General features: G+C 49.7%; 14 protein-coding genes. 9 read left to right on the forward strand and 5 right to left on the reverse strand.

The genetic code is table 11. The features are described from left to right. Positions 1 to 20: 20 nt before the first annotated feature. The gene (locus L3N51_RS06500) at positions 21 to 1,637 is read right to left on the reverse strand and encodes a thiamine pyrophosphate-requiring protein (protein ID WP_238026205.1); all 1,617 of its coding nucleotides are present in this window, start codon (positions 1,635 to 1,637) and stop codon (positions 21 to 23) included. A gap of 213 nt (positions 1,638 to 1,850) precedes the next feature. Between L3N51_RS06500 and L3N51_RS06505 the strand changes: the two genes are divergently transcribed. Next, positions 1,851 to 2,531, forward strand: a complete 681-nt coding sequence (locus tag L3N51_RS06505; RefSeq protein ID WP_238026207.1) for a hypothetical protein — start codon at positions 1,851 to 1,853, stop codon at positions 2,529 to 2,531. A 16-nt stretch (positions 2,532 to 2,547) separates the two neighbouring features. Here L3N51_RS06505 and L3N51_RS06510 read toward each other — a convergent pair whose 3' ends face one another. Then, the gene (locus tag L3N51_RS06510; RefSeq protein ID WP_238026209.1) at positions 2,548 to 3,489 is read right to left on the reverse strand and encodes an NAD-dependent epimerase/dehydratase family protein; all 942 of its coding nucleotides are present in this window, start codon (positions 3,487 to 3,489) and stop codon (positions 2,548 to 2,550) included. A gap of 137 nt (positions 3,490 to 3,626) precedes the next feature. On the opposite strand from L3N51_RS06510, the gene L3N51_RS06515 reads away from it, so the two are divergent. From L3N51_RS06515 to L3N51_RS06525, 3 genes are read left to right on the forward strand one after another with little or no spacing between them, the layout of a single operon-like run. Continuing rightward, positions 3,627 to 4,496: a zinc ribbon domain-containing protein gene (locus L3N51_RS06515; protein WP_238026211.1), complete on the forward strand. Its 870-nt coding sequence runs from the start codon at positions 3,627 to 3,629 to the stop codon at positions 4,494 to 4,496. 41 nt (positions 4,497 to 4,537) lie between these two features. After that, the gene (locus L3N51_RS06520; RefSeq protein WP_238026213.1) at positions 4,538 to 5,881 is read left to right on the forward strand and encodes an FAD-binding oxidoreductase; all 1,344 of its coding nucleotides are present in this window, start codon (positions 4,538 to 4,540) and stop codon (positions 5,879 to 5,881) included. Further along, positions 5,874 to 7,013: an MFS transporter gene (locus L3N51_RS06525; RefSeq protein ID WP_238026214.1), complete on the forward strand. Its 1,140-nt coding sequence runs from the start codon at positions 5,874 to 5,876 to the stop codon at positions 7,011 to 7,013. Before L3N51_RS06520 ends, L3N51_RS06525 begins: the two co-directional genes overlap by 8 nt. On the opposite strand, the gene L3N51_RS06530 is transcribed toward L3N51_RS06525, so the two are convergent. Both L3N51_RS06530 and L3N51_RS06535 read right to left on the reverse strand, forming a co-directional pair. Then, positions 6,954 to 7,199, reverse strand: coding sequence for a hypothetical protein (locus L3N51_RS06530; RefSeq protein ID WP_238026215.1), 246 nt, complete (start codon positions 7,197 to 7,199; stop codon positions 6,954 to 6,956). The two genes, L3N51_RS06525 and L3N51_RS06530, sit on opposite strands and share 60 nt — an antisense overlap. 164 nt (positions 7,200 to 7,363) lie before the next feature. Further along, positions 7,364 to 7,750 (reverse strand): HEPN domain-containing protein, encoded by a 387-nt coding sequence (locus L3N51_RS06535; protein WP_238026217.1) that lies wholly within the window; start codon positions 7,748 to 7,750, stop codon positions 7,364 to 7,366. Positions 7,751 to 7,803: 53 nt separating this feature from the next. On the opposite strand from L3N51_RS06535, the gene L3N51_RS06540 reads away from it, so the two are divergent. Both L3N51_RS06540 and L3N51_RS06545 read left to right on the forward strand, forming a co-directional pair. Then, the gene (locus L3N51_RS06540; RefSeq protein ID WP_238026219.1) at positions 7,804 to 8,127 is read left to right on the forward strand and encodes a nucleotidyltransferase domain-containing protein; all 324 of its coding nucleotides are present in this window, start codon (positions 7,804 to 7,806) and stop codon (positions 8,125 to 8,127) included. Between the two features lie 29 nt (positions 8,128 to 8,156). Beyond that, positions 8,157 to 9,143 carry an alcohol dehydrogenase catalytic domain-containing protein gene (locus tag L3N51_RS06545; RefSeq protein WP_238026220.1) on the forward strand — a complete coding sequence of 329 codons (987 nt, stop codon included), beginning with the start codon at positions 8,157 to 8,159 and terminating at the stop codon, positions 9,141 to 9,143. A gap of 150 nt (positions 9,144 to 9,293) precedes the next feature. On the opposite strand, the gene L3N51_RS06550 is transcribed toward L3N51_RS06545, so the two are convergent. Beyond that, positions 9,294 to 10,598 (reverse strand): cryptochrome/photolyase family protein, encoded by a 1,305-nt coding sequence (locus L3N51_RS06550; protein WP_238026221.1) that lies wholly within the window; start codon positions 10,596 to 10,598, stop codon positions 9,294 to 9,296. A 99-nt stretch (positions 10,599 to 10,697) separates the two neighbouring features. Between L3N51_RS06550 and L3N51_RS06555 the strand changes: the two genes are divergently transcribed. The 3 genes from L3N51_RS06555 (at position 10,698) to L3N51_RS06565 (ending at position 13,215) form a co-directional block, all read left to right on the forward strand. Further along, positions 10,698 to 11,042: a hypothetical protein gene (locus tag L3N51_RS06555; protein WP_238026222.1), complete on the forward strand. Its 345-nt coding sequence runs from the start codon at positions 10,698 to 10,700 to the stop codon at positions 11,040 to 11,042. Beyond that, complete coding sequence (locus L3N51_RS06560; RefSeq protein WP_238026223.1) at positions 11,011 to 11,466, forward strand: type II toxin-antitoxin system VapC family toxin; 456 nt, start codon at positions 11,011 to 11,013, stop codon at positions 11,464 to 11,466. The genes L3N51_RS06555 and L3N51_RS06560 overlap by 32 nt, the downstream gene beginning before the upstream one ends. A 138-nt stretch (positions 11,467 to 11,604) precedes the next feature. After that, complete coding sequence (locus L3N51_RS06565; protein ID WP_238026224.1) at positions 11,605 to 13,215, forward strand: alpha/beta hydrolase family protein; 1,611 nt, start codon at positions 11,605 to 11,607, stop codon at positions 13,213 to 13,215. Positions 13,216 to 13,236 lie beyond the last annotated feature (21 nt).

Below are 13,236 nucleotides of genomic sequence, written 5' to 3' on the forward strand. Positions count from 1 at the left end.
GACCCGTCAACTTCTAGAACCTATCTGGTTCTCTCCACCACTACCTGCACCACGGAAAGTCCTCCCTTCTTCACGTTATTCCATCCCTCGGTGAGGGCGCTCCTTGCTTCCTCAGGGGTCTCAGCCAGCCTGAAGTACCCGCCGAAGGCCTTTACCGTCTCCCCTATGTTGTACCTCTTGAAATCTGCACCTGGGAACATCCTCTTGGCCTTGGCCAAACCCTCAGGGAAGACCTCCTCTACGGCCTCTGCAGAAGCTAACCAGCCTGAATTGTCATAAATGACTACCATTGCTGGTAAACCGTAAGTTGAGGCTACGTAATAGAAGGCCTCGGGCACGCCAAAAATGAAGGATCCGTCACCTGTGGTGATGACCACATCCCTACCAGTCGCCATTCTGATTCCAAGACCTGCCCCCAGGGCCCATCCAAGGTAGCCCTCAGCCAAGTCCGCATAATACTCTCCATATTCAAAGCTACCGTACCTGGGATTGAAGGGATACTCATTGACCACTATCGCCCCTAACTGGGAAACGTAACTGGATAGGAGTCTTGGATGCACCCTTGAGGAGTTTTCCAGGTTCCCTATTTCCTTTCTCTTGTACTCCCTCTGTTTTTCCACCCTCTCCCTTATTTCCTCACTCCACCTGTCCTTTCCCCTTATCTGCATTTCCTTCAATGCCATGGGGGTTGACTGGATACAGACGTCACATGGAAAACCGTAGTAGGGTATATAAGAGTATGATGGCTCAACGTCTATCCTGATCACAGGGGCTTTAACCTTAACTCTCTTGGGTATCCACGGCACTTCAGATTCAATCACTATCACGAGATCGGGTTCTTTCATATCAAGTTTGTCCAGGGCCATGGGTCCTCCAGAGGGATAGTTAACCACCTCCCCCACATAATTGAGAACGGGTGCACCCAGTTTGTTTGCGAACTCGGTTATGGCCTCATACCATTCCCTTCTTCTACCTCCCCTCCACGTTATGATTGCCGGCCTTTCCGACTCCTCCACCAGTTTTTCAGCCTCCCTCAGGGATTCCCTGGAGGGACCGGGCTCATACGGTGACATCTTCACGTTGGAGGGTTTCGCCTCTTTCACGCTAACCTCTCTGGGTATGGTGAGGTAAACAGGGCCTCTGGGTTCACTCCTGGCGATCTGCAGTGCTCTCCTCAACGCCACCGAGGTCTGAGTAGGATCACGTATCTCGAAGTCCCACTTCAGGTACTGTCTTCCAAATTCGCCCTGATCCCTGGCCTCCTGAGTCCAGTGTATCCTCAGGTTCCTGCTTGCAGTGCTCCCCTCCTCTGTATAGGGAGATCTGCCAGCCAGAACGAGTAGGGGAATCCTGCTGGTATACGCGTTACTCACTATTCCCAGGGCATTGAGAGTGCCCGGTACTGTGTGTACGGCCACAACACCCATTTTCCCTCCAAGGGAGTAACCTAGGGCCATGGCTGAGGCTGTGATTTCGTGAGGGACTACCACAAAATCAGGTAAACTGGGATCCCTGACCTTCTCCTCTATGAAGGACGCGTAGTCCGTACCTGATACCATGAATATCTTATCAACTCCCTCCTCCTTCAAAAGAGAGAGAATAAGACCTGCACTTGATCTAGTAGTTGTCTGTTCCATGATGTATTTATAATGATCGAATAGTTAAGTTCTACCATATGCTTACTATCTTTAGTTCTCGAGTATTCAGTAGGCTGATCTCTCCCTTGGTATGGCTTCTTTCCTGTTCATTTCCGTCTAATACCCTGAGCTATCCATCTGGACCAGTATTATTCATTTCCTGAAACAGGGGTTTCTGATCAACTTTATTAAAAAACCACGACATGAATGTATATGGTTAGCTTCCCTAATTACTTGCGTGGATGGTTCATGGGTTACGGGGGATGGCCCACGTATAACTACAGGCCCCTCTACCTTCAGGCCTTTGACTTTTTCGTGAAGAATCTGGGAATGATAATACCTGCAATAATAGCCTTGATAATCTCCTTGATAGTTGGATTCGCCATAGGAGCCATAGGAGGAGCTCTGGCCTTGGCGGGCTTCTCATTTGGCGTTGTGGATGCCATAGGTTTTGTGATAGGCTTCATCTCGGGAATAATCATCTCCTTCCTCATTCTAGTGGAGGCGTATGAGGCAGGTAGCGTCGTCAATGGAAATATTCCCGACCTGGGACTGGCATGGCAAAGCTCCCAATATTCTAGGGAGAAATTCCTACCAACTGCCCTGATCACGGGATTAATTTTCGGAGTTCTCTCAGCGTTGAGGATCCCGGGCTCTTTCCTTATTGAAGGCCTCTTCCTTGTTCTGGTGTACATAGTTGCATCTGGAATTGTTTCTGGCGTCAGGCCTGGACTGGGACAATCCCTCAACTGGTATTCCTCAGCATTTTCTAAGGATGGAATCTCATCCCTTGTTCTGCTGTTGGGAGGTATCCTCTCCCTCGTTCCCCTTCTCAATCTACTGGTTATACCATACACGGAATTACTAGCCACTCTGATGGTGAGAAAATACTAGCTCCACATCACATGACTCACGTTGGGATTAACTTTCCCTTCTTCTCAAGGTAGTTAAGAAACCTAGCGTTAGCCCTAACCTCTTCCTCATCAAATTTTAGCTCTCCCACAACCTCCTTGAAGGCGGAGCAATCATACGTGGTTCCCGAATACCTCAAAAGATTCCTTATATCCTTGGGAAGAACGGACTTGGCCAACCATGTGGGAACAGGTAATTTGATACCCCCTCCGGTCTCTTGGCTCATGAGTTCGAAGAATCTAGAGACAGGAACACTCCCGCACTCACTGGCGTACAGATACAGCCCTTTGGGAGACTTCTTTCCAAGTGTTTGAACCGCCCTTCCCAGAGTCCAGGCGTTTATAGTTGCCATCCTCAGTCCCAGCTCCGGTACGATTCTGGTCTTGACCAGCTTGTACATGGTCACGAACTGTATGTGGGCTGAGTACCTTCCGTAAACCAGTGTTGGCCTCAGTATTGCCAGGTGACCGTCCCTCTCCAGGGCAAGCCTCATAATTTCCCTTTCCCCATCGCACTTAGACTTCTCAAAGGGGGTTGTAGCCCTTGAGTCCTTGCAGTGCTCCTTTTCCTCCTTCACGTTAATACCGGTCTCCCCAGTTGAGGTGGCCCCGCTCAGGTGAATGAATGTTTTTCCCTGATCGAACGCGTCTTTGGCCAATTTCCTGGGAATCTCCACGTTGGCAAACCTGAGCCTATCCTCATCACCTGAAATTTCACCTATGAAATTGGCCACAACGTCGTGCTGGGCGATCAGCTTGGTCATCTCCTCTGAAAGTGGATCCACGTTCACGGCCTTTACCTTTCCCTTGAAGAGGGAAAGATATTCTTCCTTCACAGGGTTCAAACTCTTGTAGGTAATCGTCACCTCTTCTCCAGCTTCTCCAAGGTAAAGAGCTACGTGAGTGGAGATAAAGCCCAGACCCGTTAGCAGATACTTCATGAGAATTTTAGGAACTTCAATTTTAAATGATTTTAGTAAATGAGTATAATTTTCAGACCCTTCATTGCAGTCTCCTCCCAACGGGATTATCCCTTGTAAGGAATGCTTTTATGGTTCTAGCTTCCATTAAAAATGAGATGGGATATCCATACTATGGTCAACCTTCCGGTCCCTATCAGGGTTATCCTGGAGGCCCCTATAGCCCTGGGCCATATGGTCCTAATCAAGGATCCAATTTCGCATCAATTTTGGCATGTGAGCAATCCACCGGTCTAGGAGGAAAACAGCAGATAATTCCCACTCAGTACCCAATCAATCTACAGTATATTGCGCAAGAAGTTGCCACTTTCCTCATGGGACAGGGCTTCCAAACCTTCCCCATGGTAGGTTACAACTTAGCGATTATTCAGGCACAGCATAAGTCACTGCTTGGATACCTAACTGATAGCAATAAGGCGTATACGATTAGATTGTGTCAAGGACAGGGTATGGTAATTGTGGAGACTGGGATGGCGAACCTGATGCAGGACCTTATAACCGCTGGGGCTACAGCGTTCATAGCAGATGACGTGTTACATAGCAGTCTTCTTACGGTAGCTGGAGGAGGTCTTGACGCTTACGAGATGTACAAGCAGTACTCTCAGGAGGAGCAAATACTTAACATGATTACCATGCTGGTGATGCAGGCTCCTCCAGCCTATCCACCTCCAGCTTACCCGCAGGCACCTTACGGACAGGTTCCTGTGAGCAGGCCTCAGGCACCCTTTTCCCAGACTCAGACCACTCCTCCATCTCCCCAGACAGGAAACAACGTAAATCAACTCCAGCCGAGTCAAGGGACGCAGGCCTCACAGAAATGCTGGAGCTGTGGGGAGCCCGTCCCTCCCTCAGCTAGGTTCTGCCCCAGTTGTGGAGCTTCACTGCAACAGGTGAAATGTCCCCAGTGTGGCTCTCCTAACCCACCTTCTGCCAAGTTCTGCTCCTCGTGCGGAACCAAGCTCAAGTGAGACCAGAGAGAAGGTTATTAACATCCCCTGCAATTTCTGTTATGGAAAGCCTGAAGGACTTAGGTCTTGAAACCTCCGTGGAGACCAGGGAAGATTTCGTCAATTTCAGGGTTAATCCCCGGGTTGTGGTGTACCCAAGAAGCGAGGAGGAAGTGGTGAAGGTTGTTCGTTACGCTTACGAGAACGGGTTACCCATAGTCCCCTGGGGTGCTGGGACCAGCCTTACGGGAGCAGTATCATGCGAAGGATGTATACTGCTGGACATGAGACATATGTCCAGCATCCTTGAGATCAACGACGTTGACTGGTTCGTAAGAGTTCAGCCTGGAGTGAACCTGGAGTTCCTCAACAGGAAGTTGATGGAGAGGGGGTTCTTCCTCCCTCCGGACCCTGCCTCGTTCTTCCTCTGTTCTGTGGGAGGCGCGGTGGCCAATTCCTCCGGGGGGATGAGAGGGGTAAAGTATGGAACCTTCAGGGACTGGGTACTCTCCCTGAGGGTGGTCCTTCCAACGGGAGAAGTAGTTCAGGTTGGCGAACCCTTCAGGAAGAATAGGGCTGGCTACGATCTTGTTCACCTCTTCACGGGGAGTGAGGGAACATTGGGAGTAGTGACCGAGATCTGGTTCAGGATTATCCCCCTTCCCAAGGAGAAGATGATCTCCCTGCTCTCATTCATGCCAGATCTGGATTCAACGGCTGGAGTTATTCAGGACATGAGAAGGGCAGGGATCCTACCTGAGATCGCAGAGTACATAGATAATGAGGTTATAGTTGCCCTCAACACACAGCTTAGTGCAGGACTGCGGGAATCCAGGGGCGGCCTCCTCATACTGAGGGTGGAGGAGCACGACCTAGAGAAGATGAGGGAGATCTTGGGGAAATGGCACGGGGAGACCTCGATTCTAAGCGATGAGGAGTGGGAAAGAATTTACTCTCTCAGGGCACAGTCAGCCATTGCGCTCAAGGCCATGGCGAAGGAGATGTATGTGGAAGACATTGTGGTTCCTGTCTCCAAACTGGTTGAGGCAGTCAGGAGACTGAAGGAACTGGAGGAGAAGTATCAGGTGAAGATGCCAGTTATTGCCCATATAGGTGATGGGAACTTGCATCCCAATATACTTCTCAAGGACAGGAGAATGGCAGATGAACTGTTTGAGGAAGTGGGAAAGATAGCCATAGATTTGGGTGGATCAGTCTCGGGGGAGCACGGAATTGGGCTCCAGAAGGCCAGGTTGATGGGTCTTCAGATTCAGAGGCATAGCGGTGTAAAGGTACTGGAGATAATGAAGGGGATAAAGGACCTAGTGGATCCCCGGGGAATAATGAATCCAGGGAAATATGTGGAACTGGCGTACAAACTGATGAAGCAGGGGCAAAATGAATAGGGAAGAGCTATTCCTGATCCTGTCCACCTCGTCTCTAGGCATTCTTTGGGGCGCCAACTCCCTAGCCACCTCATTGTACCTGAGAAGCTTAGGTTATGATCCGCTGTTCATTGGAACCATCTTGGGAGTGGGGATAATCACAGGTTCCGGGATTTCAGTTCTGGTCTCCATACTAGCTGACGCCTATGGAAGGAAAAAGTTCATCATGATCAACAGGGTCCTGTCCATCCTGGGAATTTTCGTTTTCGGGGTACTAAGAGTTCCCTATGGTTACCTGGTAGTGAATCAGTTCGGAGGAAGCCTCACCACCTCCTTTCTCGCGGACAAGAGCAGAAACCTGGAGAAATCCCTCAGTCTTCAAACTTCAATATCACAGCTTTTCGTTGTGGCGGGAAACCTGATGGGAGGATTACTCCAGTTCAGGACCCTGTACGTTCTGGAGATGGCAACACTGATTGTATCCCTGGTCCTTGTGGCAGGTGTCGAGGAAAGATACGAGACAAGGAAGATATCCCTAGGATTGAAATCTGCAGGGGTGGTGGGCAAGTTTGCTGTGGATTCCCTCATTGGTCTTGGCGCAGGAGCCCTTCTCCCCTTAATATCCCTCTGGTTCTCCCTGGCATTTAACGTATCTAGGCTCCTGCTAACTCCCCTGTTCGTGACATCTCAGCTCTCCCTCTCCCTCGGAACTCTGGTCGCCCCTAAGCTAGGGGAAAAGCTAGGAAAGGTGAGGGCAATAGTTTACACACACGTTTTGGCAATAGCTCTCCTCTTCCTCATTCCGTTCTCACCAACGTTTCTCTTGGCCTCCATCCTCTACGTAATGAGAAATGTGTCCATGAACATGACCTCTCCTCTCTTCTCCAGTCTGGTTCTGCAATTGGTTCCGAGAGAAGAGAGGGGAAGAGCCCAGACACTTATCCAGCTCATGGACTCAATACCTCGTTCCGTGGGACCTACCCTAGGTGGATACTTTTTATCACTTGGCGTACTCTGGGTACCCTTTGTTTTCACGGGAACTCTCTACAGCGTATCGACCGGGCTCTTTTACTACATGTTTAAGGAATCTAACCTACCACCTAGAGCCAATCCCTCTAACCCTCCTGATAAGATAAACAATGGCCGAGACTAGAAGCAGAAGGAGGGCTACAGGGATAAGGGCCAAGTTTGTTAACACAAAGGAACCCGACTCTGCCTCAAACAGGAAGGGTATAACCAAGAACATGAGCTGATGAAGCGAGAGTAACCTCATGGAAAGGAGTAGGAGGAAAACAAGGGCCCTGGAGGTGGCCCTGTTCAATTTGAGCAGTAGAGACACGGGGTAAATCTCATGTGGCCATAATTAAACCTTGTCATAATTCTTCGGGAAATACTCGCTCCGTTAATGTGACCTCAGGATAGTTATATGGACGGAAAACCTAGCCCTTCAGGGTATCTCACTAACCGTCTCTATGGGACCTGACGACTTCTGAAAGAAATGCCTCAATCTATCCCAAGAGGTTCCACTTTCTCTTTCAAAAAAGTGATCAAATTTCTTGCAGAGAAGAGGCACTCCTCAGCTTTTCGCCTATCATAGTTAGATATCTGAGAGTACCTTGAGATTGTGTAGTGAGGTGTCAGGAAATCTCCATCCCTAAACACAGGGCCGGGTACGGGAACCATTAACTTCTCCTGAATCTCAGAAAGTAATCTTGAAAGATCATGACTGAAAGGATATTCACCAAAGTTCTTGACAAGGATTCCTTTGAGCCGGAACTCCACCGATTGATGGGAGCTAAAACACACCATCCAGTAATATCCCTCGTTAAAAAGTCTCTCCGCTACCTGTAAAAACTCCTCTGATCTATCGAACCAGAACTTCTCGACCACTTTAGTCAGGTCTGAACAGAATTATTAAAATCCTTCTAGTTTTATTTTTCAGCGTGATAGACGACACAGCCTTTCAGGACCTAATAAAGAAGATCGTTGAACTTTACAGTGGAGAAGTAACTCTGGTACTGTTTGGAAGCAGAGCCAGAGGAGATCATTGGCCCTCCAGTGACTACGATATCATGGTCTTCCTGAGTGAAGTGAATGACCCAGCCAGAGAAGCAACCAGAATACTGTCCCTGAAGAGGGGAACCAAGCTATCACTTGACGTTGTGGTGAAGGAGAAAGGTGAACTAAACGATCCCATTACCAGGAAGATGCTCAAGGACAGAGTGGTTCTATTTGACGGACTGCGTCTCTTTAGCGGTGACGTCTGATTTTTAATACATCTTTCCTCATTGAGATCGTGAAAGCCCTAATCTTTGAGAAGAGAGGAATAGAGAACCTAGAGATAAGGGACATCCCTTCCTCTTCCATGAGGGAGGACGAGGTAAGACTCAAGGTTAAACTTGCGTCAATAAACCCGGTAGACCTTATGGCTGTGGAAACCCTGCCCGTGTCACCCGTGCCTCACGTACCGGGCTCTGAGTTTTACGGTGTGGTTGAAGAGGTGGGCAGTAAGGTAACGCACGTTTCCGTGGGAGACAGGGTTGCAGTTTACACGAGGCTATTTGACGGTACCTGCGCCTCCTGCATGCGGGGAGATCAAACCTACTGTATAAATGGCAAGAGAATAGGGGTCGAGAGCCAAGGAGGTTACGCCGAGGAGGTGGTGATACCGGGAAGGAACGTGTTTAACTCCGATCTTCCTGAGGAAATTCTCTCCAGCCTTCCCATAGCCATTCTCACACCCTTTCACGCGTTGAGGAGTGCCCAGGCGGGAGTGGATGACATCGTGGTGGTACTGGGCGCCTCAGGCAACACAGGAATGTTTGCCGTACAGCTTGCGAAGAGAATGGGGGCAAGGGTCATTGCGGTATCCACGAAACCATGGGTCAAGGAACTGGGAGCAGATGAGATCGTTGATTACTCAAGTGCAGAGGAGGAGGTGAAAAGGCTCACCGACGGGAGGATGGGCTCCATAGTGATAAACTCCCTGGGGGAAAAGTACTGGGAACTGGGCCTGAAGCTAGTGGGAAATCACGGCAAAGTGGTGACCTTTGGCGGATTAACAGGGGGTAAGGTTAGTTTTGACGTTAACAGACTCTACGCCAAACATGTCACAATAATGGGTACAAACAGGGGAACCGTGGGCGAATTCCTGGAGCTGTTGAGACTGGCAAGGAATCTCAAGGTCAAGGTTCACAGGTACTTCAACCTCGACGAGGCTAGGGAGGCATTCCGCGAATTCAAGGAGGGAAGGAGAGATGGTAGGATCTTCATCAGGATTTAAAGGTTAATCGTGAATTTCGCACCTGGGAACTTCGCCTCTCCTTGCGTGAGTGCTGGACCGGAAGAGGTTACTCAAGCTTAGTTCGCATCTCGCATGGGATTTTAGAACGTGAAGCGCAGGAACTACCAACTTCAGGATCAGGCATTAGTTCTAGAAAAGGCCCTTCTTACCGCATATCGCAACCGAGTCCTCATACATCCTTCTAGCTTTCCTCACCTCTTCTGCATAATCCACTATAGGAGAAGGGTAGCCAGAAACCTTAAACCTGTAAATCTCGTGAATGGTCTCGGCTGGAAGATCCCTCAGCTCTGGGACCCACCTCTTTATGTATCTAGCGTCTGGATCGAACTTCCTCTGCTGTAACCACGGATTGAAAACCCTGAACATATAATCTGCCCCAGTGGAGGCCACCCACTGCCAGTTACCGTTATTCACTGCAGGATCATAGTCCACCAGCCTTGTGGCAAAGTACCTCTCCCCTATCCTCCAGTCCACGTGAAGAACCTTCACCAGGAAGGAGGCAGTTATCATCCTTGTCCTGTTATGCATGAACCCGGTCCCGTTAAGCTCCCTCATTCCAGCGTCAACTATGGGATACCCAGTTCTTCCCTGTTTCCACGCCTCGAGATGGGCCTCGTTCCATTTCCACGTAATACAGTCATACTCCCTCCTGTAGGAATGTCCAAATACGTGTGGGTTATAATAGGCCAGAAGGGTGTAGAAGTCCCTCCAGTACAGCTGTCTCCTGATCTCCTCGTTCACGGCCCAGTAGGCCTCCCTGGGCGAGATCACCCCAAACTTGAGGTAGGGTGATAGCCTCGTGGTTCCCTCCACTCCTGGAAAATTTCTGAGGGAGTAGTCCACCTTTCCTGCCCTCTCCAACACCTTAAGTCCCTCAGTCCTTCCTCCTGGGATACTCCTTTCCACCTCCAGGTCCACAACCTCCACGCCTGGAAGATCCACCTCAGCATAGTTTTTCCTATCGTTAGTGACAGGCTTCCTCACCTCCACCTTCTTCGCGTCGTTGTAGAAGTGGGTGAAAACGGAGTAGGGCTTTCCCTTCCTGATGAAGAAATCCTTTGTGGTGAGCAGGAGGTCCTCACAGGATGTAACCCTTCCCTGCATCGCCTCCCTTATAGCGTTATCCCTGGTCAAACTGAACGGCGTGTAATCCTCGTTGAAATACACGGTACCCCCCAGCTCGGGTAAAACCTTCTCAGGGTATCCTCTCAGCACGTGAAGTCTTGACCCTCTCCTCCTCAGCTGTCCGTCAAGGTCCTCGAGCGAGTCCACCATGAACCCAAGAGCAAACTTGGACTTGTAGGGATTGTCCCCTATCTGCCTGGGATCAAGAACGAACACCGGGATAACCTCGTCGCATTCCTGAAGCGCCCTCAAGAGACAGGTGTTATCGTCCAGTCTAAGATCTCTCCTAAAAACGAAGACGCAGGGCATACTTCCAGATCTAGAGTTTAGTTAAAAGTTAGTGTTCATTAATGATTTATGTACTAGGTTAACCGGCTTCACTGGTCCCTCTGACCAGAAGGTCAAGGCTTGACTGGTGTTAGCCTAACGCAGAGTTCCCGGGGAAAGGTATTTTACCTAATTAGGTATAATCTGTATATTGGTAAAATGACCAAGGTCAAGACCAGTATATACGTGGACAGGGAGCTTTGGGACAGGTTCAGGAGATATGCCTTGAAGCGGGGAAAGGAGGTTAGTCAGATTTTGGAGGAGAGCATCAACGAGTCCATAATAGATGAGGACCTCTTCTCAGAAATGGTGGACTACACCGATTACGAGATTGACTTTGAACCTGTGAAGCCCAGGCAGGGAATCGTGAGCGATCTGGTCAGGGTCATGAGGGATGGAAGATCGGGTAACATATCTCGACAGTAGCGCCATCGTCAAGAGATACATCGAGGAGCCTGGAAGCGATAGGGTAAGGGAGGTATTCCTCAGGGCTTATTCAGGCTCTCAAACCCTGGCGTTCAGCCTCTGGAATGTGGGAGAAGTTCTGGGCGTGATGGATAAGGCCAGGAACCTAGGTAGACTGGGAGAGGAGCAGTATCTCACAGCGAGAAGGAGGTTTCTCACTGAGGTAAGGAGACTTGTAAAGCTGAACGTGTTAATAGTCGTGGGGGTTAAACCCGCGGTACTGAGGGAGAGCTGGAAACTGGTGGAGAAATATCACATATACGAGGCAGATGCACTGCAGATCTCCTCCGCAAGGTACTCCGGCTCCTCCCAGTTTCTTACCGGGGACATGAGGCTGAAGGAAGTGGCTTCGAGGGAGGGATTGAAACCTGTTTATCTGGGCTGACCCTATCATAGGAAAGTTGACACTCCCCTGCCTAGATTAACGGTGTCAGGACGACTGGAAATTAAGATCAGCGATTCTGGGTTCGGGTCGAGCCGTTTAAGGAACAGGAAATATTTACCGGGTTACGCATATACAGTCATGAACCTTTCCTACCTTAACTACACCCCAGTTCAGGACTTTGATGTAAAGGATGGGAGAATCGCCTATGTGATCCTGAGGGATTCTCCAAAGGTCGTGATTCACAATGTCGGGGAGGTGCAAATTGAGGAACCGGAAACGGTTCACTGGGTTGGATCTAGGCTGGCGGTGGTTGCGGATCAGGGAGGGGCGGAGGTCAGGTCCATCTACCTTGTTGACGAGGGACCGCATCCCCTGCTTTCCGACGGATTTGACAACATGGAGCCAGTGTTCCTTAAGGAGGACAGATTCTATTTCCTCTCCAACAGGGACAGGGAGACCATACACCTTTACCTATATGACGGGGGACAGATAACTAAGATCAGCAAGGGTAATCTTCCCGTATCTGACGTGTGCGTATCGCCCGGCGGAAGATGGGTGGCCTATTCCTCAGGGATTTACGACAACGACCTGTTCCTGCTGGATACCAGTACAGGTGAGGAGGTGATAATATCCTACCCCAATTCTGAGCAGTATCCAAGTTCCTCTCAATGCTTTACGGGCGATTCCCTCCTTTTCCTGAGCAATCACAACGGTTTCCTGGACGTGGGAAAATTCTCACTGCGAGATCATACGGTCTCCTGGCTGGTCACAGGGAAGGAGGACAAGTATGGGGCCCTCATGTGGAGAGATAAACTGGTGTATTCTGTGGACGTGAAGGGTCATATCCTGCTCATGGTGGACGGGAAACCCCTAACTAGAGAGGGCGTGGTCGCTGAGATCAAGGTGGACAGGGATTTATATTTCCTTCACTCGTCATATGAAAGGTCCTACGACCTTTACAGGCACTCCACAGTGACGGAGAGGTTGACTGACTCTATGAGGGACGTGAAGGGAGAATTCACAAGGCCCACCCTGGTTAAATACAACTCCCTCGGTGAGGAGATAGATGCCCTCCTATATCAGAGGGGTGGAGAGGATAGAGGTGTCGTCTACGTTCATGGGGGTCCCGATTACGAGTGTCTCAGTAATTACTCAGCCGAGATCCAGATGCTGGTGGACCAGGGATTCAAGGTTATTTGTCCAAACTACAGGGGTTCCACGGGTAGGGGCAGGCGGTTCAATCACCTCAATGACAGGGATCTGGGAGGAGGTGATCTAGTGGACGTTGTGGAATCCGCAAATCTCCTGAACGTCCCTCGGGTTGCAGTGACGGGGGCGAGTTATGGAGGTTACCTGACCATGATGGCCGTGACAAAGTACCCTGAGAGATGGTGCGCTGCAGCCGCTGTTGTTCCATTCGTTAACTGGTTCACGGAAAAAAAGATGGAAAGGGAAGTCCTGAGGCAATATGACGAGGTAAAGATAGGTAATGATGAGGAACTGCTCAGGGAGAGATCACCCATATTTTTCGTGGACAGGATAAGGGCACCTCTCCTCCTCCTGGCAGGGGAAAACGACCCCAGATGTCCTGCTGAGGAGACAGTACAGGTAGTTGAGAAGATGAAGGAGCTAGGAAAAAGGGTGGAGTACAAGATTTATGAGAACGAGGGTCACGGCTTCGTGAAAAGGGAGAACCTGGTGGACTCCGTTGTTAGAGTCGTGGAATTTCTAGATAAGAATTGTAAATAGAAAATTACAAATAGAAAAATA

It is taken from the genome of Metallosphaera javensis (ex Hofmann et al. 2022) (assembly GCF_022064045.1).
GTDB classification, from domain to species: domain Archaea; phylum Thermoproteota; class Thermoprotei_A; order Sulfolobales; family Sulfolobaceae; genus Metallosphaera; species Metallosphaera javensis.

Excerpts from the sequence above, each read along its gene's own strand:
- L3N51_RS06515 (WP_238026211.1), top strand. The coding sequence starts at position 3,627 with ATGGGATATCCATACTATGGTCAACCTTCCGGTCCCTATCAGGGTTAT.
- L3N51_RS06565 (WP_238026224.1), top strand. The coding sequence starts at position 11,605 with ATGAACCTTTCCTACCTTAACTACACCCCAGTTCAGGACTTTGATGTA.
- L3N51_RS06550 (WP_238026221.1), bottom strand. The coding sequence starts at position 10,598 with ATGCCCTGCGTCTTCGTTTTTAGGAGAGATCTTAGACTGGACGATAAC.
- L3N51_RS06560 (WP_238026223.1), top strand. The coding sequence starts at position 11,011 with ATGGAAGATCGGGTAACATATCTCGACAGTAGCGCCATCGTCAAGAGA.
- L3N51_RS06520 (WP_238026213.1), top strand. The coding sequence starts at position 4,538 with ATGGAAAGCCTGAAGGACTTAGGTCTTGAAACCTCCGTGGAGACCAGG.
- L3N51_RS06505 (WP_238026207.1), top strand. The coding sequence starts at position 1,851 with ATGGTTAGCTTCCCTAATTACTTGCGTGGATGGTTCATGGGTTACGGG.
- L3N51_RS06500 (WP_238026205.1), bottom strand. The coding sequence starts at position 1,637 with ATGGAACAGACAACTACTAGATCAAGTGCAGGTCTTATTCTCTCTCTT.
- L3N51_RS06525 (WP_238026214.1), top strand. The coding sequence starts at position 5,874 with ATGAATAGGGAAGAGCTATTCCTGATCCTGTCCACCTCGTCTCTAGGC.
- L3N51_RS06510 (WP_238026209.1), bottom strand. The coding sequence starts at position 3,489 with ATGAAGTATCTGCTAACGGGTCTGGGCTTTATCTCCACTCACGTAGCT.